The sequence below is a fragment of the Solibacillus sp. FSL K6-4121 genome, assembly GCF_038002585.1.
Taxonomy (GTDB): domain Bacteria; phylum Bacillota; class Bacilli; order Bacillales_A; family Planococcaceae; genus Solibacillus; species Solibacillus faecavium.
Genome location: NZ_JBBOCS010000002.1, coordinates 515,481 through 533,739, shown reverse-complemented (window position 1 = coordinate 533,739; position 18,259 = coordinate 515,481). Strand labels below are relative to the sequence as shown.

Annotated in this window: 18 protein-coding genes and 1 riboswitch; of the genes, 5 read left to right on the top strand and 13 right to left on the bottom strand. The window is 36.6% G+C overall.

Annotation, left to right across the window (positions count from 1 at the left end; all coding sequences use genetic code 11):
- Window positions 1-112 precede the first annotated feature (112 nt).
- The 8 genes from MHH95_RS12145 to MHH95_RS12110 all read right to left on the bottom strand — a co-directional run bounded on the left by MHH95_RS12145 (window position 113) and on the right by MHH95_RS12110 (window position 8,387).
- Window positions 113-1,069 (bottom strand): NAD-dependent epimerase/dehydratase family protein, encoded by a 957-nt coding sequence (locus tag MHH95_RS12145; RefSeq protein ID WP_340727779.1) that lies wholly within the window; start codon window positions 1,067-1,069, stop codon window positions 113-115.
- The gene (locus MHH95_RS12140; protein WP_340727778.1) at window positions 1,066-1,995 is read right to left on the bottom strand and encodes a bile acid:sodium symporter family protein; all 930 of its coding nucleotides are present in this window, start codon (window positions 1,993-1,995) and stop codon (window positions 1,066-1,068) included. The genes MHH95_RS12145 and MHH95_RS12140 overlap by 4 nt, the downstream gene beginning before the upstream one ends.
- Window positions 1,996-1,998: 3 nt before the next feature.
- On the bottom strand, window positions 1,999-3,753 hold the full coding sequence (locus tag MHH95_RS12135; protein ID WP_340727777.1) for a thiamine pyrophosphate-binding protein: 1,755 nt from the start codon (window positions 3,751-3,753) through the stop codon (window positions 1,999-2,001).
- A complete protein-coding gene (locus MHH95_RS12130) occupies window positions 3,750-4,889 on the bottom strand; it encodes an iron-containing alcohol dehydrogenase (protein ID WP_340727776.1) in 1,140 nt (379 codons plus the stop codon). The genes MHH95_RS12135 and MHH95_RS12130 overlap by 4 nt, the downstream gene beginning before the upstream one ends.
- Window positions 4,889-5,617: a GntR family transcriptional regulator gene (locus tag MHH95_RS12125; RefSeq protein WP_191699142.1), complete on the bottom strand. Its 729-nt coding sequence runs from the start codon at window positions 5,615-5,617 to the stop codon at window positions 4,889-4,891. Before MHH95_RS12125 ends, MHH95_RS12130 begins: the two co-directional genes overlap by 1 nt.
- 251 nt (window positions 5,618-5,868) lie before the next feature.
- On the bottom strand, window positions 5,869-6,807 hold the full coding sequence (locus MHH95_RS12120) for an ABC transporter permease (RefSeq protein ID WP_340727775.1): 939 nt from the start codon (window positions 6,805-6,807) through the stop codon (window positions 5,869-5,871).
- Window positions 6,794-7,699, bottom strand: coding sequence for an ABC transporter ATP-binding protein (locus MHH95_RS12115; protein ID WP_340727774.1), 906 nt, complete (start codon window positions 7,697-7,699; stop codon window positions 6,794-6,796). Before MHH95_RS12115 ends, MHH95_RS12120 begins: the two co-directional genes overlap by 14 nt.
- A gap of 136 nt (window positions 7,700-7,835) precedes the next feature.
- Window positions 7,836-8,387: a GNAT family N-acetyltransferase gene (locus MHH95_RS12110; protein ID WP_340727773.1), complete on the bottom strand. Its 552-nt coding sequence runs from the start codon at window positions 8,385-8,387 to the stop codon at window positions 7,836-7,838.
- Between the two features lie 216 nt (window positions 8,388-8,603).
- Here MHH95_RS12110 and MHH95_RS12105 point away from each other — a divergent pair, with 216 nt between their 5' ends.
- Genes MHH95_RS12105 through MHH95_RS12095 form a run of 3 tightly spaced genes read left to right on the top strand, consistent with a single transcriptional unit; the run spans window position 8,604 to window position 11,265 of the window.
- Window positions 8,604-9,875, top strand: coding sequence for a helix-turn-helix domain-containing protein (locus tag MHH95_RS12105; protein WP_340727772.1), 1,272 nt, complete (start codon window positions 8,604-8,606; stop codon window positions 9,873-9,875).
- 11 nt (window positions 9,876-9,886) lie between these two features.
- On the top strand, window positions 9,887-11,095 hold the full coding sequence (locus MHH95_RS12100; protein WP_340727770.1) for an MFS transporter: 1,209 nt from the start codon (window positions 9,887-9,889) through the stop codon (window positions 11,093-11,095).
- Window positions 11,092-11,265, top strand: coding sequence for a hypothetical protein (locus MHH95_RS12095; protein ID WP_191699148.1), 174 nt, complete (start codon window positions 11,092-11,094; stop codon window positions 11,263-11,265). The genes MHH95_RS12100 and MHH95_RS12095 overlap by 4 nt, the downstream gene beginning before the upstream one ends.
- A gap of 162 nt (window positions 11,266-11,427) precedes the next feature.
- Here the strand turns inward: MHH95_RS12095 and MHH95_RS12090 are convergent, their stop codons facing one another.
- Complete coding sequence (locus MHH95_RS12090; protein WP_340727769.1) at window positions 11,428-12,765, bottom strand: amino acid permease; 1,338 nt, start codon at window positions 12,763-12,765, stop codon at window positions 11,428-11,430.
- Between the two features lie 159 nt (window positions 12,766-12,924).
- A riboswitch (glycine riboswitch) is annotated at window positions 12,925-13,003 on the bottom strand.
- Window positions 13,004-13,531: 528 nt separating this feature from the next.
- On the opposite strand from MHH95_RS12090, the gene MHH95_RS12085 reads away from it, so the two are divergent.
- Window positions 13,532-14,728, top strand: coding sequence for an MDR family MFS transporter (locus MHH95_RS12085; protein WP_340727768.1), 1,197 nt, complete (start codon window positions 13,532-13,534; stop codon window positions 14,726-14,728).
- An 820-nt stretch (window positions 14,729-15,548) separates the two neighbouring features.
- Complete coding sequence (locus tag MHH95_RS12080; RefSeq protein WP_339216369.1) at window positions 15,549-15,935, top strand: DUF3997 domain-containing protein; 387 nt, start codon at window positions 15,549-15,551, stop codon at window positions 15,933-15,935.
- A gap of 86 nt (window positions 15,936-16,021) precedes the next feature.
- Here MHH95_RS12080 and MHH95_RS12075 read toward each other — a convergent pair whose 3' ends face one another.
- The 4 genes from MHH95_RS12075 to MHH95_RS12060 form a co-directional block, all read right to left on the bottom strand.
- Window positions 16,022-16,534: a tetratricopeptide repeat protein gene (locus tag MHH95_RS12075; RefSeq protein WP_340728756.1), complete on the bottom strand. Its 513-nt coding sequence runs from the start codon at window positions 16,532-16,534 to the stop codon at window positions 16,022-16,024.
- A 71-nt stretch (window positions 16,535-16,605) separates the two neighbouring features.
- On the bottom strand, window positions 16,606-16,785 hold the full coding sequence (locus MHH95_RS12070; protein WP_340727767.1) for a hypothetical protein: 180 nt from the start codon (window positions 16,783-16,785) through the stop codon (window positions 16,606-16,608).
- Between the two features lie 158 nt (window positions 16,786-16,943).
- Entirely contained in the window at window positions 16,944-17,288 is a 345-nt protein-coding gene (locus MHH95_RS12065) for an NIPSNAP family protein (RefSeq protein WP_340727766.1), read from the bottom strand.
- Between the two features lie 52 nt (window positions 17,289-17,340).
- Complete coding sequence (locus MHH95_RS12060) at window positions 17,341-18,129, bottom strand: lipid II flippase Amj family protein (RefSeq protein ID WP_340727765.1); 789 nt, start codon at window positions 18,127-18,129, stop codon at window positions 17,341-17,343.
- Window positions 18,130-18,259 lie beyond the last annotated feature (130 nt).

Here is an 18,259-nt window from a genome sequence, read left to right as displayed (position 1 = left end):
TTTTCGAACACTCCCATTTACCATTGTCAACAAATGACGAAATACACGGTCATAAAGACCTACAAATAAAAAAACGGATTCGATAAACTACTCGAAAATCCGTTTTCCCCCTCTATTTACTTTGCGCTTTCATACGACTCTTCATATAATATTCAAATACTTCGATGGAAGATTTTTTAGGGACATATTGAAAACTTTCCTTAAGCTTTTGGTTACTAAGCACTGGTCGATAGCGTAGAAAATCAACTTGTTCCTCACCGTATTGACTCAAATTCAGCCTTTTTAAAATAAACAAACTGCCCTTTATCACATTCGAGGGTATTTTGATTACTTTTTTATTCAATAAAGCCCCAATTTCATCGATTGTGACAGCACCATCGCCAGCTAAATTGAAAATGCCAGTTGTTTCACTATCAATGGCCTGTGCAAAACAAGCTACAACATCCTGATCCCAAATAAAGACAAACGGACTTTTGGATTTCGCCACACCGACCAACATTTTTTGTTCAAATAAATTCGTAATTTGATTGCGTACATTTTCCCCTAATATCGTTCCGATTCTAAAAATCGTCTGTTCAAGCTCAGGGTGCTGTAATCGGTATTGCTCAAGCATTTCTTCTACTAACCGCTTATGGTAGGAGTATGCAAATGCTTCATTACCGCGAATCGGATCGGTTTCCTCAATCCAATCGGCATTATCCGCATAATACCCGTACGATGCACCACTTGATGAAACAATAATACGCTTCACATTTGTCTGCACACATGCCTCTAAAATATTCTTTGTTCCTAAAACATCAACTGAATATTCAAATTCACGATTACTTTTCTTTCCTGGCGTCACAATAGAAGCTAAATGAACGACTACATTGACATCATATTGTTCAAAGTACTTTTGTGCTTCGTTAGATCTTACATCCAAAACGATATAGTGCAAATTGTTGTGTGCTTCAAACGGTGATGTTTCCCTAATATCTGCAGCGATAATCGTATGGCTTGTCGTTTGTAATAAATGGTGGACGAGCTGCTGCCCTAAATAGCCGCCTGCACCTGTTATGAGAACTTTCATGTATGGACCTCCTGATGAACTGTAACGGTATTATCCGGATCACGTCTTGACCAGTAAGTGGCGATGATTAGTCCTGAAATGATGTGCCAAATACCCCAAAATGCTGCGACAAGAGCCATTCCACCAAGTCCTCCAAAAAAGTTGAAAATTAATACTAACCCAAGACCCGAATTTTGAATACCAACTTCAATGGCAATGGCACGCCGATCCCGATCGACTACCTTTAATGCGCGTGATGCAAAGTAACCTATGCATATAGCTAGTGCATTTTGAATAATTACTACCCACACAACTGCTCCTACATTATCAATAAATGCATCGAAATTGTTCGCTACCATAACGATGACAAATAAAACGAAAATAACAATCGATAGCTTCATCATAATTTGATTGAATCGTGCCGCAAATTTTGGCATGACCTTTCGAATATACATCCCAGCAATAAGAGGCAATCCCAGCATAAAGAAAATGGTCGTAAACATATCCACTACATTAATACTGAACGATGTCATAATTTCCTTTGTCGGTCCGTACATCGATGCCCAAAACATTGTATTCAGCGGTGTCATTACGATTGCAATTACCATCGAAATAGCTGACATGCTTATTGAAAGGGGGGTATTACCCTTTGCGTAATGTGTTAAGAAATTCGATAAATTCCCCCCAGGACAAGATGCGACTAAAAACAGACCTAGCGCAATGCTCGGAATAGGCTGGATGATACTGACGAGCACAAATGTAATCGCCGGTAATAGGAAAAATTGACAAGCAAGGCCGATTAAAGCAGGCTTCGGTGTTTTTAACGATCTCTTAAAATCCGAAACTTGTAAATCAAGCGCTACGCCAAACATAATAAAACCAATCACGATATTCATAATTAATAACGCAGTTTCATTAAAGTTGATTTGAATAGAATCGATTCCCATACATTATTTTCCTTTCGGTTCGGCATGCATATCTTTGAAATAACGAAGTCCTGGTGCCCACATATGCTTAACAGGGTCAACTTCAGTATGAATAACTGTACATTTCCCTACTGATATCGATGTACGTAGTGCGTTCTCAAGTTGTTCAATACTGTCTACAAATTCACCATGTGCCCCCATCGCTTCTGCGACTTTATCAAAACGAATTTCACCTAAATCCGCATTAATGCTTTCATGTGGATCGAGTGTTTTCTTCCACATTGTTTTTAACGGTCTTAATGCGAAGTGCTGATTCATTTTTACCATGCCCCATTGTTTATCACACAGTACGATGAAAACGACATGAAGATTATTGCGGATAGCCGTTTCGATTTCCTGCGGATGGAAGCCCATTGCACCGTCACCGATAATACATAGAACCGGCTGCTCCGGTTTTGCTACTGCTGCCCCTAACGCCTGCCCCAACCCTGCACCAAGCATTCCAAATTTAAAAGTAGATAGTAACGGCATTTCATCATTTACTTCATAATAGAAATTCGTCCAAATCGCTGTATTGCCACCATCTATAACGAGTGGTGTATTTTTCGGGAATATTTTATTAGCTAAATGCGGAATTTGTGCTGGATTTAATGGGCTATTTTTATCCGCAATATGTTCATTTAATTTTTTGCGATGTTGTTTTTTACTTTCCAAATGCTTTTCAATTAATTGTTGGCGGTTTGTATCGACCGGTTGATCAAAGTCATTATTATTAAGCGCTACTAAAAGGTCCTGTAAAAACGCTTTAATATCTGCCTGAATTAAAAGCTCGGCAGGCTTGTTTGCTCCTAAAATGGACGGTTCTAAATCTACTTGGATAACCGTTTGATTGGCGTTCCAATATGGTGCTTTCCCCCACCAATCCGTTTCGCCTAAGCGGGAACCTAATACGAGAACAACATCCGCATCGTTTCTTACATTATTATTCGCTTCAATATGCACCATTGGCATCATTAGCGGATTTTCCTCACTCATCGCACCGCGTCCCGCCCAGCTTGTCGTGACCATCGCCTGCAATTTTTCCGCTACTTCTGTTAGCTCACTTTTTGCTCCTGAATGAATCACCCCGCTACCTGCATGAATGATTGGGAATGTAGCAGACTTTAAAAGCTGCGCTGTACGTTCAATTTGATAATTCGAAGCTTTCGGCAGCTCCAGCATACGATACTCGGACGGCTCCCAAAAATGAAGGTCACAATTCACTTTTGTGTTCATTATATTTTCCGGAATGTCCAGATGGACGACACCTGGGCGCCCTTCATAGCATTTACGTAAAGCCATCCGCAGCATTTCAGGAATACGGTCAAAAGAAGGCACCGCTTCACTCCATTTTGCAAACTGTTTAATCGTAGCCGTTTGATCGAAGCATTGATATGTTCCGCCACGATCCGGGTACATGATGCCTGTACGTCTTGCGCTCGTAATACAAAGAACCCGATTTCCTTCTGCTTCTTCTACAACGAGACCTGGTAAAATATTCGCTACCCCTGGACCATTACTTGCCATACAAACACCTAGTCGATTTGTCACTCTGGCATATGCGCCCGCCATATGAGCGGCACTCGTTTCATGACGCGGTGAAATCAGTTCGATACCGTGCTTCTGTAAATTTGAATAAAAGCCAAAATACGTACCATCTATAATTCCGAATACGTTGTCTACCCCTTCTTTTGCCAACATTTTCGCTACAACTTCTCCACCCGTCATCAATACCATCATTTATTTCCCCCTTTATTTTGTAAACGCTTTCTTAATGCTTTAAAAATAGACTCAACATCCTCTTTTGCTGGAACTTGTCGGTTTGTTACGATTCCATTTCCAGTAAGAGCTTGGTTTGCTAAGTGTTCAATTACTTCATCGGTCAGTAAAGGTGCTAAAAAGCTTGCACTTTCCCAAACTTGTTGCTCTGTATTCAGCTGATTCAAATAAGCACTTAACGCCATTTGATCAGAAATGCCGATTATTTTTGCAATATCCTTATAGCGCTCAGATGCACTATCCATTGAAAAATCAATGACAAACGGATGCATCAGTGCGACACATTGACCATGCGGCATATGGAATTTTGCCCCTAATGCTCGGCCTGTAGCATGTGCTAGATTAGTAGATGCATTGGAAAAGGCAATCCCGGCATAAAAGCTTCCGATAAGCAGATCCTGACGTACATCAATATTAGTTGGCTCTTTGAATACTTTTTCTATATTTTTCAATCGTCGAATAGCTTCTAATGCATACAAATCGCTCATGTCATTTGCCTTTGTTGAAACATAAGCTTCTATTGCATGTGTCAGTGCATCTAAAGCCGTAAAGCTCGTAATGTGCTGCGGCAAATTCACCGTAAACGATGCATCTAAGATGACCACATCTGGTATTAAGCTTGGATGGGCAGGATTAAGCTTTGTTTGAAGTTTCTCATCAGTAATCACCGTTATTTTTGTTGCCTCCGAACCAGTACCTGCTGTTGTAGGCACTGCAATTAACGGGAGTCGGTCTAAAAAAGGCTTATTTGGAATATCAGTTAAGGCTAATGTCGGATTTATCGTACATACAGCCACTGCTTTCGCTAGATCGATGACACTCCCACCACCAATAGCAATGACACAATCACTTTGCCCACTGTTTAATTCTTTAATGGCCCGCTTTAGTTCAGATATGGTAGGTTCACCTTTAGTGATTTCAAAAAAACTCCCTTGACTCCATTGTTGCTTCAACGTATCAAGCTGTTCAGAAAGCGCACTCGCACTATAGATAAAAAAAGGGGCTACCCAATTTTTTTGTTCCGCAATGTGTTGCAGTTGCTTAAATGAGCCAATACCACTTACGACATGCTTAGGTAAAAATAATTCATTATTCATTAGCCAACCCCCTGTACCGCTCGTTTCGTTTTCAGTTTTAACATATATAATTCCGGATGAAATAAGCTGCTGTAGTATTCAATTATTTCACCCTGTGCTCCTAAAAGGATTCTTTCTACACAGAGAACATTAATATTAGGCGGAAGGTTTAATAGTTTCGCATCTTCTAGACTTATAGGGTGGCATCTTACAGTTTGTTCCGCTTCAATAATAGCGATATTAAGATCTTTCTCAAGAACATCATAAATTGTGGCCGTGTTTAAATCGTAATCAGAAATTTGTTGACCTAAATGCGGATTATAATAATGCCGTTCGATCGCAATGGGCTGGTCATCAGCAGTTCGTAATCGCGCAATTGAAAATAATGTAGAATGCTTCAGCAAATCTTTCAGTTCCGGAAAATTGTCGATCATTTTTGCATGAAGTAGCTTAGCACCGGGCTTCATCCCCATATTCCGCACTGTATCTGTAAAGCTGTTCAAAGTATTTAACCAGTCATGCACCGTTTTGTTTTTTGTAATATACGTGCCCTTCCCATGTATTTTTTTCAGGACCCCTTCATTTACAAGATGACTTACTGCTTCTCTTACTGTCGAACGACTTATCGTAAAACGCTCCATTAATTCTCGTTCGCTCGGTATTTTTTCAACATGCTTTCCATCAAAAATTTCAGTTTTCAACAAATCTTTCAGCTGAATATGTAATGGAATATGGCTCTCAAAGTTCATCCATTGTCCACCTCCATTGGTCCGAACATCATAACGTCCGTACCAGTTAACTTTGTTAAAACTGATTATATGGTTGAAACTGGATAATTACAATATATTTTTCTGAATATTCTGAAATGCAATGTTAGAATAATATTGTAAACTATTATTTTGAAATTTTATCCAAATAAAAAACCTCATTCTTATTATCCTGATAGATAATAGATGAGGTTTTTTTGTTTTATTGCTATATATTTTTTTCTTAAATTATTTTACGCAGTTACATCACGTTTCATAAAGTAAATGAATGTAATCGCCAAAAAGACAATGGCATATACGATATTCACGATTAATGAGAATGTAAATGTTAGCCCTTCAATTAGTGGCATGCTACCAGGTGCATAAAATGATAAATCATTTGCAAACCAAACATATTTGGCAAAGTCATATTGTGCAATAAACATCGTAGCTGTTGAGCCCATTAACAGGATGAATAATGATAAACTTACTGCCAGTGTACTTGACCCGAATATTGTCCCAATCATAAATGCAAATAATATTGTCATAAGGATTGAGCCAACTGAGTATAAAATCATTTCCATAAACGGCGTATTAACTGTTTCCTCAATTACTTGACCGTTCATAACCGATAAAGTTACGGTTGGATCCGTATTAAATAATACAATACCTAGTATATAGGAGAAAATTAAGCCACTTGCCAATAATGTTGCTCCGTAAAGAATCGATGTAACCAGTTTAGATAATAAGATTTTCCAGCGTGATACTGGGCGCGTTAATAGCATTTTAATTGTCCCTGTACCAAATTCAGAGGACACAATACCAGCGGCAATTACCACGGTAAAAATACCGATAATCATAATTGTTATGGAAATCGACAATTCCATATGCTCTGAAAAACTCATTGCATCAAACGAAGGTAAATCCTGTGCGATACGATATTCAGTCATCGCGATTTCATCGTTGTAATATTGTACATCTTCTTCTGCTAAACCTTCTTCGTTTAACATGTCATTATAATGGGATATCCATTTCTCATTCGCTTCAATACGGTCTTCTTTCGTAGCCGAATCAACGCTGTAATATTTGTTCATACCTGTAACAAATGCAAGCAATGCGAGTAAAATCCCTAGCATGATCCAAGCATTTTTTTGTGACCACATTTTGATCCATTCATTTTTAACGTATTGCATCGATTGCACCTCCACCTGTCATCTCGATAAATTGATCCTCAAGATTTTTTTGAATTGGTTGAATTGTGTATAGATCAATTCCGGATTCAACTAACTTGCGGACGAATGCAGGGACTTCTTCTTTTGTTAAATTAACAACGTAGCCACCGTTTACTTTATATACTGGTTCTTCAAATAATCCAAGAAGCTGCTCTGGCTGGCCCACTTCAATGTAATATTGCGCAGCAACCTGTTGCTCAAGCTCTCGAATGTCGATCAGTTCCCCGTTTTGAATGATGGCGATACGGTCTACCATTAGTTCAATCTCCGATAAAAGGTGACTCGATACAACAATTGCGACATTATCTTCTGTAGCTATTTTCCGTAAATACATACGGAACTCTCGAATACCTGCCGGGTCCAAGCCATTTGTAGGCTCATCCAATATTAAAAACTTCGGACGATGCAACATTGCCTGTGCCAACCCTAGTCGCTGACGCATCCCTAATGAATACGTCTTTACTTTCTCATGGATCCGATTTTGCAATCCTACTTGCGCCACCACTTCATCGATACGCTCTTTCGTTACACCTTTATGCATACGCGCAAAGTGCTGCAAGTTTTTGTAGCCGGACATAAATTTATACATTTCCGGATTTTCAACGATTACCCCTATTTTACTAATGGCCTTTTCATAGTCTTTCGATAGTGTATGACCATCAATAATTACCTCACCTTCTGATGGGTACATTAAGCCTGTCATCATTCGAATCGTTGTCGTTTTACCTGCCCCGTTTGGACCTAAAAATCCTGTTATTTGCCCCGGATGAAAATCCAGGTTCAAGTTTTTAATAATATGCTTCCCTTTGATCTTTTTGTTCAAATTCTTAATTTCAACAATGGGTTTCGTCAATTGCCCACACCTGCTTTCCTTAACTATGTAAGTATTTATAAAAAAGATAACAGTTACTATACTTGTTAAATACCAAAAAAGTTTCATTTTTCCATAATAAAAACCTCATCACATAAATGATGAGGTCCATTTTTCTTTATTTATCCTCGCCTACCCAATCTTCTGCCATTAAACCATAAACTGCGTGATCGACATAATGATCGTATAGCCATTCCGCCTGACGAATCGTTCCTTCGTGCATAAAACTTAAACGCTCAGCAATGTGGCGGCTCTTCTTATTATCGACTGCAGCATGAATTTCTACCTTCTGAAGCTTATATTCGTGGAAGGCAATATCTATAATCCCTTTTACAGCGCGTGTCATAATGCCTTCACCTTGAAATTTTTCATCTAGAAAATAGCCAATCTCGCATTTTTTCAGCGACCAGTTAATCGTATTTATTGAAACTTTCCCGACAAATTGTCCTTTATAAAAAATCGCTGTGTCCAGACCTTCACGCTTTGCAAACTTTTCCAAATTCATTGCCGCAAAGGCACGCGTATCTTCCACAGTTTTTGTATTGTCTACCCAACCAAGCCACCCACGCAAATAACTGCGGGAACGGTCAATGAATGCAAAAATTTCCTCTGCATCATTTTGCGTAATTAACTTTAATTGTATTTCATTATCCACTTCATAATAAAACATACGATCTCTCCTATCTAATCTCCCAATAAAAACAAAACTATCTTTTTTATTTCCTTATCATATAAGAGCAGGGTTATATTATGCAATTAAATAACGCAATATTTTATACATTTGTGTAAGTCCGATTATTTAGAGCTGCTCACAATCATTATTAATCCAAAAATTCACAATATTTCATAACTTAATTTTGATAAAATAGAGTAAGAGGTGTTCCATATGGATAAACAACAACAATCATGGGGTAAGCTTTTAAAATACTACAGACAGAAAAAGAAACTAAAACAAGATGAAGTAGCAACAGGGTTATGTACACCTTCCTACTTAAGCCGCATTGAGAATGGCATTGTCATTGCAGAATATGCCTTGTATGAACAGTTATTTGCAAAATTAAACATAGATTTTTCTAGCCTTCAGCACGATATTTCCGAGCATACAGCCTTTATGGAAGCTGTGTACGAAAAGCTTTTATCGAATGGTGCTATTGCAGAAAGTGATAGAGAGCTATTAACGACGCTCATGCAAAATGAATATTCCGTTGAACTTCAAATCACCGCCAAGCTTATTTACAGTCGATATTTGTATTCCATAAAAGAAGATATGGATGCAAGAAAGCTTTTGAATGAAATCAAACCTGTTGTCAGTTGGAAAAAAGATCGTATTACTGAGTTATTTGTATCCATTACAGCGTTTGGACATTTATCCTTTATGGAATTTGACCTTTTAGCTAAAAAAGAACAGCAGGAGCAGCATGCGCAATATTTATCCAACGCACATCCTTTTGAGCTTGCCAATTATCATTATCATATCGCCTTTGCGAACCACCGCAGCTACCAATTTCAAAAGGCTCTGCAACATATCGAGCTTGCAGCACACTATTTCACGCATCAGTTTAAACCATTATTTCAATTAAAGCTGTACTCGATGAAGGGCGTTATTTTTAATGATCTCCACCGTTACCGCGAAGCATTACAGGAATATGAGGCGGGTATTGAGCTACTGGAAAATGTCGAATCGATTCAAACACCGATGCAGTGGAGCTCGCTTCATAATAACATTGCCTACTGTTATGAATGCCAACAGGATTTCCAAAAAGCCAGTAAGCATTATGAGACCGCTAATCAATATGATGAAGATCTGCATTCCGTTATTAACTGGATGCGCACCTGTTTTCAAAATAAAGATTTCACGCAATTAGAAAAGCTCTTCCACCGTTATGAGGAACAGCGGTTTTCAATCCAGCACCACATTCATCAGCGAAAGCTTTTACAATATGCAGTTCAGCAGGAGCAGACCATTCACGGCCTAAAAGATCTGGAAGAACAGGCTTTTTTGCATTTCAATGAAGAGCAGTACTATGCGTTAATACTTTTTTATGCCCCTTTATGGGGACAGTTTTACGAACAGCTCCATGCCTATAAGCATGCTAGCCAATGCTATAAACAAGCTTTATTTGCAAGTGAAAAAGTACGACAACGAATGAGTAGCTAAGAGGTGGTTGTATGGAGTTAAGAAAAGAGTATTTTTATTTATGGTTTGGATTTGGTGTATCCAAGTTAGGGAGCTGGATTTATTTAATTGCACTTAATCTAACTGTTTGGCATTTAACAGAGTCTCCTGCAGCCGTTGCAGGTATTTATATCATTGGTCCAATTGCCCGAATCCTTTGCAGCTTTTTTGCCGGCTCTATAGTAGACCGGTCCAATAAAAGGACGATTCTTATATTCAGTGATTTATTCCGCGCAGGGATTGTTTGTATGATGCCGCTGCTTACGGAAATTTGGCTAATTTACTGCTTCATATTTCTTGCTAATATTGCAGTATGTTTTTCCAATCCGAGCACTACCTATATGATTACAAAGCTTGTACAGCCAAATGATCGTCTACGCTTCAACTCTATTAACGCTATGCTTGGCTCCGGTAGTTTTATGGTTGGTCCTGCCTTAAGTGGAGCCATCATTGCCTTTAGCAGTACATTTACTGCGATGTTGGTAAACGCATGCATGCTTCTTTTTAGTGCATGGATGATGTACTTACTGCCAAATGTTCAAGGTGAAATGACGAAACTCTCAAAGACGATTACCCCTGCCATTATTCGGGATGACATTTATATCGTCTGGAAATTCATTCGAGAGAAAAAAGCGATTTTATACTTTTTTGTGTTATATTCAACTGCTCTCATGATCTGTTATTCACTTGATTCACAGGAAATGTCATTTTTAAAGGATTTTCATAAAGTGTCGGATACTGCATACGGCATCATTGTTGGATTGACTGGAATTGGTGCAATCGTTGGTGGTTTTATGGCTGCTAAATATGTCAAAAAATTATCACTCATTTCATATATTGGAGCAGGCTTTTCTTTAACATTAGTATGTTATTTTGTGTTTTATTTTTCATCGAATCTGATATTGGCCATTGCTTCGTTCATTTTACTTGGATTATTTATGGCATTTAGTAATGCGGGCTATGCAACATTTTATCAGCAAACGATTCCTACTGAAATTATGGGTCGGTTTGGCAGTACGTTAGGTTTAATCGAAAGTGTGATGCAAATCGTGTTGACACTGGTTATTGGTGTTTTAGCTGAAATCTATTCCATCCAGCTGATAACAAGTTTATTTGCTTTTATTGGTGTCTTAATGGCCTGTCTTGTGTACGTTTATTTACTAAGAAATTCAATGTTATTCTTACAGGAGGAGTTAAAATGATTACTTATGAAGCAGTTTGTTTTTGCTGTAAACAGCCTTTTTTATTGGTGGAAGGCACAACAAAATACCAAAAGTATAAACGGAATATGCGTGGCAAGTTTTCCTGTGATAGTTGCGACGATAAAATCCATATGGAGGCACGGAAAAATTTACTGGGGAAACTGCGGTAGATATTCGCCAGTTTTATCGGGTTATTCGCCACTTTTATGCAGATATTCGTCACTTTTCCTCTCTTAATCGTCACTCTTCATTTGACATTCGCCACTTTGACCCCGTTATTCGTCAATCATCAAAAAAAGGCGCCTCGCACATGCGGAGCGCCTTCCTTATATTTATTTTTTCCGAATTGCATATAAAACAAATAGCAAAATAAACCATAATGGCGTCAGCATAAGAGAAGTTCTTGTAGCCTCTGAAATCGCCATAATAATTAATAGAAAGAAGAAAAAGGCTAAAACCAAATAGTTCACAAACGGCGTTAATGGTGCTTTAAATATCGATTTCGCATGCAAATCCGGGTGGCGCTTTTTGTAAATGATATGCGAGATTAAAATAATGCTCCACACCCAAATAAAGCAAATCGCGCTGATTGTCGTTACAATGCTAAAGGCATCATCCGGCATCAGATAGCTAAGCAGCGCACCGATTGATACGACGATTGCAGAAAATAATAATCCGTTTTGCGGAACGGCATTTTTATTTAATTTACCGAAAGATTTCGGAGCCTGTTCCCCTTTACTTAAACTAAACAGCATACGGCTTGTTGAGAACATCCCACTATTTCCTGCAGAGGCAGCTGATGTTAATACGACAAAATTAATAAGTCCTGCCGCAATCGGAATACCGACTAAAGCAAATACTTGAACGAACGGTGAGCTTGTAGCACTTAACGTATCCCAAGGGTTAATCGTTAAAATAACAAATAGCGCACCTACGTAAAACAGTAATATACGGATCGGTATTTTATTAATGGCCGATGGTATATTTTTTTGCGGATTTTCCGTTTCAGCAGCTGCTACCCCTACTAATTCCACTCCAACAAATGCAAAGACAACCATTTGGAAAGCCATAAGGAAGCCAAATGCTCCGTTCGGGAATAAACCGCCATGCTCCCAAAGATTAGATACGGCAACTTTTCCAGCATCTGTTTCAAATCCAATGATGAGTAATACAATCCCGATTGCAATAAGTGCAATGATCGTAATAATTTTTATAAGAGCAAACCAAAATTCCAGTTCACCGAATAATTTTACAGTCAATAAATTTAAGATTAGTAAGACTACTAAACAGGCAATGGCCGGCACCCATTGAGGGATATCAAACCAGTATTGTGTATACATTCCGACCGCTATAATATCTGCCATAGCCGTCATAATCCAGCAGAACCAATATGTCCAGCCAGTAACGTACCCTGCCCAATCTCCTAAATATTCTGTAGCGAACTCTGTAAATGAAGCATAGCCCCCTTTTGATAATAGGAGCTCTCCAAGTGCCCGCATGACGAAAAATAAAGCTATCCCTACGATTAAATACCCGATGATTATTGATGGTCCTGCAAGTGAGATCGCTTTTCCTGATCCTAAAAATAGACCTGTACCGATTGTTCCGCCAATCGCAATTAGTTGTACATGCCGATTTTTAAGATCGCGCTTTAGTTCATGTTGTTCCAAAACGAATTCCTCCAAAGGATAAGTATTTTGTCTGCCACAAGGACAGCGCAAAATAATAGGTAAATGTTCGCGGTTCATCCAATCATGTTTTCTGAAAATTAAAAAAGGAACTGATAATTCACCAGTTCCTGTAGATAAGAATAATAACGTCCCTTATTATTCCTGTCTTCTGTCCTTTTGCCTGAGATAATGAACCCTTCGGCGACGCGGTACACGCGCTCTCTCCAGAAACTGCTCCCGTCAGTAGTGCTATCCACGACGATCTTCGCTTGATATGTATGTAATTAATCCCTATTTGTTGTCAGCAACCCCCAACTCCAAACAGGTCGCTCACGATACTATTATTGTACAATAATTAATACTAACAACTATTTTGTGTTGTTACAATGGTTACAAAATAAAATTAAATCGAAACAAGCAATTTATCAATGTTTCCACTATTTTGTAAACGTGTTACAGAATTTTTATCCTTAAAAAAGTATCACACTGAAAATAATGAATATTTATTTTCATTGGGTATTTTAAGGATTTGTAGCTTTATTTTTATGTAAAAAAACCCCTCCATTAATCGATTTAAATAGTCGATTAGTGGAGGGGTATTATATTTAGGAATGTATGTTCTATTTATAGTGCTCGTCAAATAAAAGTAGTATTTACTCGTTTTTCATATTATTAGTATATCAAATTTTTTTATTAAAGTCTATATTTTCCATATTTTTAATTCTAAAATAAACCCATCGGCCGAAATAAATCAATGAGGTATTATATGGTTAAAAAAAATATATGGACACGCAATTTAAAGGTAAGACTTTGTGGAGAAACAATCTTTAATTTATTTTATTGGATGTATTTCCCCTTCATTGCGATTTACTTTAGTCAATCATTGGGATTGGCTTTGGCAGGTGCACTGATGATGGTTCCACCAGTTCTCAGCCTAATTACCGGACTCATAGGAGGTTCATTTGCAGATAGATTTGGACGAAAAAGAGTAATGCTCTGGGGCGTTGGTATTCAGTTTACTATGTTTATTCTATTTGCTACGTCTAGTATAATTTGGCTCGATTATTTTGCTTTTTTAGGAATTACAATAGGAAAGGGTCTATATAAACCGGCAAGTGATGCGATGGTTGCAGATACAGTTTCAGCAGAATATAGAAAAGAAGTATTTGCCACATTTTTAACAGGAAGTAATTTAGGGGCAGTTATAGGACCTATCTTAGGTGCATGGTTATTTTTTGATTACCGTGATTTGCTACTATGGAGCTGCGCTATTGTACTGATGATTTTCTTTTTATTTATCTATTTTTGGTTAGAAGAAACGCTAACTTGGACTTCAAATGAAGGTTTATTTTCACCAATAAAACAATTAAAAGACTACATTATCATACTAAAGGACAATAAATTTGCTTATTATTTATTGGCAGGAATTTTCTCTGTTATTGCGATTATGCAATTAGATTTATACTTATCAGTTTATATTTACGATTACGTACCAAATCAGACAATCGTTTCATTTATAAACTTCGAGCTTTCCAGTAAAGACGTATTAGGTTATATGTTAGGACTAAATGGTATTTTATTTGTACTATTTGTTCTACCTATTACCAAATGGTTAAAAGGTTGGAGCGATAAGCATGTGTTTATTTTAAGCTGTCTATTAGCAGGCTTTGGTATGTTTGCAGTTGGTTTTACAACAAATATATGGATGTTGTTATTTCTAACGATTATATTTACTTTTGGTGAAATTGTAAGAGCGTCTGTTCTATACAATTTTGTGAGTGAATATGCCCCCGAAAATGCAAGAGGACAGTATATGGCTGCATCTAACATGCAATTTACAATTGGACGTTTGTTGGCACCATTCACAGTTATTTTAGCAGCCTTTTTTGGACCACTAATAATTTTCAGTATTATTTTACTATGTGCGTTTATTAGTCTAGTTTTTTATATCAAGCTTTATTGAAGAGAGAGATTAACAATCCCTTTGAAATATTGATGTGTTATTCTTTTGGGAGTTATACTTTTAAATTAATTATAAAGAAATGAGATTTGGATAAGATTTTCACCCATAGAAAAAAAACTCTCACCTAACGAAATAAAATTCATTTCCTCTCAAATTTTTGTTTTTATATTAATATTTAGTTTAATCGCCATAACATAGGGTTGATTTTCTAATAATTTTCCAATTGATTCGTGGGCTATGAAAAGACAGTGCTAAAGCCGCGTAACGCGTTTATTGCCGTATGTGAGGCCTATCAATCCGGAAAATTTAATCTTGAAGCGTCCGTCCAACTTCGAGTTAAGTGCCTTATTTAAAATTTTCAGTGCCCCCCTAAAATAAGGGTAAATTTTTCCCTTATTTAAAGTATATAGCTCATTTAGGGGTAAATAAGGGAACGTTTTACCGTTATTTTAAATAAAATTCTGAAATTTCATGTTTTTTAAGTCAATAACGGACTTTTTTCCCTTATTTTTACTATTTTTTATGTCATTTTCGAAATAACGGAAATTCCTTCCGCTATTTATCTCATTACGCAATTCAATTTACAAAAGCTTTGTAGTCACGTCGCCCGGAATGTAGTACAACGGACAGCTTCAACGCGTTTTCACGTAGCAAATCTTATTTTTTCAATTTTGTCATCCCCAACTTATGGTGATTTAACTTATTTATTTGGGGTAGGATGAAAATTTTAGCGATTTCTTCAAGTTTTACGGAAGGAACTTATTCCCATTTTATACGTATTAAAATAAAGGACGAAACGCTTTTTAATGGAGGGACAACTTTGAAACAATTAATTTTATTGATCGGATCTTGTTTGATTTTATCAGGATGCGCAGGATTAGCAGATTATACAATTTCATTGGAGAATGGTTATCGAATTGATAGACTTTCAGCTCATCAAATTCAAATATACGGAGAAGAACCAGTAAATGATGGAAAGGAAAATACAATAAACTATTTGTATGTACCAGCTGAAGTGACTGCTGTATGGTGTAATGAACAGTATATTATCGCAAAACAATTGCACTTAAAGTCAAACGGACGAGGGATAGAAGAACCTCCAAAAAAACCTAGTGATGCCGAGTATTCTTATTGGATAATTGAAATGAATAAAAACGAAGTAAAGGGTCCCCTATCATTAAAAGAATTGAAAGGGAACAATAATTAAATAAGATTGTGAACAACCGACTGAAATTTTTATTATTCTAGAGCTTTATTTAAGCACGCTTTTGTATAAGTACAAATTTTTACAACCTATTTCCATATTTCATCTAATTTATCAGCATAGAAATTGATAGCTTTTTTATAACTCAGTATTTCAGAGTCTGCAGTGGTATCTAGCAGGCATTTCAATAAAATTTCCATCGCTTTTCTATGATCGTTTAAATTATACAGAGTCATAGAATAAAACACTTGAATTGCTCTGTTATTTGGAAATAATTCGATTCCTTTTAGAAATGTATTTTTTGATTTTTCGTATTCCCCTAATGTTCTATATGTACTTCCAAGTCCCAATATTGCTCCTTCTAGATCTTTACCAGATAACCCTAACTTAATAGCCCTTTCATAAAAGGGAACTGCTTTTGATTCTTCTCCTAAAATATCAAAACTCCAAGCACATTGATAGTTAACCAATGCATTATCAGGGTATTCCTCAACTATTTTCAAAAGTAATTGATTAGATTCTTTCTTTTTATTATCTTTTCGTAATTCAAGTGCTCTTATAAGCTTTTCTTCTTTCAATGTAAATAACCTCTTTTCATACATTCCTTCTTTCACTAAACTACACAATTATTAGAATTATAACCTTTCTAAAGCGTTATTGAAGAGACCCCATATTAGTTAGACGCATCTTTGCCTTTACGACTTAATCCAAAAATTGCACATGCGTAAATAAAAATGCCACTACATAACCACATCATCAATCCATCATATTCACCGTTTAAAAAAGTTACGTTTATTAATATAAATAATTGCATTAAACAAATTGAAATAAATAAATATAAAGAAGTTTTCATACTAGATACCTCCAAATTAATTTTATTTTAATCCTTGTAAATGTCTTTAAGGAGATGACTGGCTTTCTATTGTATCGTCACATAAGATTAAAGGTAACTTTAAATTAACATATTTTACCTATAATTATAATGTTAACATGCATTAAACAAATCCCCCATCAAGACATAGTTACCGTAGAAATCAATTCTTCATTTTTTACTTGTAATATGTATTTCGATAAAACGTAATCTCTCCCACCATTTTCTTCATACCATTTTTTTATTTTATTTACATGATTGAGATCTGCTTTTATTTTCGTTTCGATTTCAATATAAGCTTCATAGTTATCATATTCCCAAATAGCAAAAATTTCTGTAGTATGATCATCATTTGGTTTCATCCACCTGCCAATAAGCCGACTACCATGGCTCAGTTGATTAGGTAAATTCGTTTCATTAAAGTGATGATTAAATCGATCTACAAATTCATTTTTTACAACGTAATATTTTCTACGATAGAACATTTAGAATACCCTCCTTCTAAAAAGTAAGTTAAACCTCCTCAATTTTAAATTCCTATGCAATGAATTTTGCAAACCAAGCTACATAATGCGCTCCTGGAATAAATAGGAGTTGGGCAAATAACGTCCCTAAAAGTCTTGAACTCATCATCATAACCGAAGCTCTTTTCAAATCAGAATAATTCCCTTTTTTATTAATGACATCATCAGCCAAAATAGATATTTTAGGGTCAATAAATATAATTAATAACATTGTGGCTATACCGTTGATTAATCCCGAAGCCATAATTGCCGTTGTTTTGTATTCAGGAACCAATAAGCTAGCATATAAAGCCGATAACACCCCTATTGTATAAACAGCCGTAATGACAATATTAATCATAAATAGCTTTATTGGAATATCTCGTATCCCTATTCCTCGTAAATATGACAGGCTTGGCTTGCGTAAATGTTTGAATGTCCTACTTATATAGTCGAATGTAATACCTTTTTTCAATAAAGCTGGGATTGAACCCCTTTCACCAGCCAAATGAATAATCGCTCTAGAAAAAATGGCTACAAAGGTCGGTAAACAAATAATACCAAGCAACGTGCCGAGTGAAGCTGAACCGATAAGAAATCGGAATTGATGCTCGACAAATTGTAAAGCATGATCATCAGGAGCATTATCTATCAAGCTCCCTGTAAATGGCTGCTGCATCATGTTAGATAATCTTGAAACCATCACCATTACATTAAAAAGTGATAATGCTGATGCTAATAAGCGAACACGAGCTCCAGAAAGTCGCACTGCGTACGCTAATGTTTCTATCGAGTGAATGATTAATATAAATAAAGCAATCATTATGAGTTTTTCTGTTATAAGTTCTATTGCCCCCACCTACCATATCCTTATTTTTACATTTCGACGTTTTAATTGTAAACTAGTTGCATCGCTTTCATACATTTGTATTTAGAAAGAGAGGATTAAATTG

Bases quoted from the DNA above. Each gene is read 5' to 3' on its own strand.
- MHH95_RS12145 (WP_340727779.1), bottom strand. From the start codon at position 1,069: ATGAAAGTTCTCATAACAGGTGCAGGCGGCTATTTAGGGCAGCAGCTC.
- MHH95_RS12140 (WP_340727778.1), bottom strand. From the start codon at position 1,995: ATGGGAATCGATTCTATTCAAATCAACTTTAATGAAACTGCGTTATTA.
- MHH95_RS12135 (WP_340727777.1), bottom strand. From the start codon at position 3,753: ATGATGGTATTGATGACGGGTGGAGAAGTTGTAGCGAAAATGTTGGCA.
- MHH95_RS12130 (WP_340727776.1), bottom strand. From the start codon at position 4,889: ATGAATAATGAATTATTTTTACCTAAGCATGTCGTAAGTGGTATTGGC.
- MHH95_RS12125 (WP_191699142.1), bottom strand. From the start codon at position 5,617: ATGAACTTTGAGAGCCATATTCCATTACATATTCAGCTGAAAGATTTG.
- MHH95_RS12120 (WP_340727775.1), bottom strand. From the start codon at position 6,807: ATGCAATACGTTAAAAATGAATGGATCAAAATGTGGTCACAAAAAAAT.
- MHH95_RS12110 (WP_340727773.1), bottom strand. From the start codon at position 8,387: ATGTTTTATTATGAAGTGGATAATGAAATACAATTAAAGTTAATTACG.
- MHH95_RS12105 (WP_340727772.1), top strand. From the start codon at position 8,604: ATGGATAAACAACAACAATCATGGGGTAAGCTTTTAAAATACTACAGA.
- MHH95_RS12100 (WP_340727770.1), top strand. From the start codon at position 9,887: ATGGAGTTAAGAAAAGAGTATTTTTATTTATGGTTTGGATTTGGTGTA.
- MHH95_RS12095 (WP_191699148.1), top strand. From the start codon at position 11,092: ATGATTACTTATGAAGCAGTTTGTTTTTGCTGTAAACAGCCTTTTTTA.
- MHH95_RS12085 (WP_340727768.1), top strand. From the start codon at position 13,532: ATGGTTAAAAAAAATATATGGACACGCAATTTAAAGGTAAGACTTTGT.
- MHH95_RS12075 (WP_340728756.1), bottom strand. From the start codon at position 16,534: ATGTATGAAAAGAGGTTATTTACATTGAAAGAAGAAAAGCTTATAAGA.
- MHH95_RS12070 (WP_340727767.1), bottom strand. From the start codon at position 16,785: ATGAAAACTTCTTTATATTTATTTATTTCAATTTGTTTAATGCAATTA.
- MHH95_RS12065 (WP_340727766.1), bottom strand. From the start codon at position 17,288: ATGTTCTATCGTAGAAAATATTACGTTGTAAAAAATGAATTTGTAGAT.
- MHH95_RS12060 (WP_340727765.1), bottom strand. From the start codon at position 18,129: ATGATTGCTTTATTTATATTAATCATTCACTCGATAGAAACATTAGCG.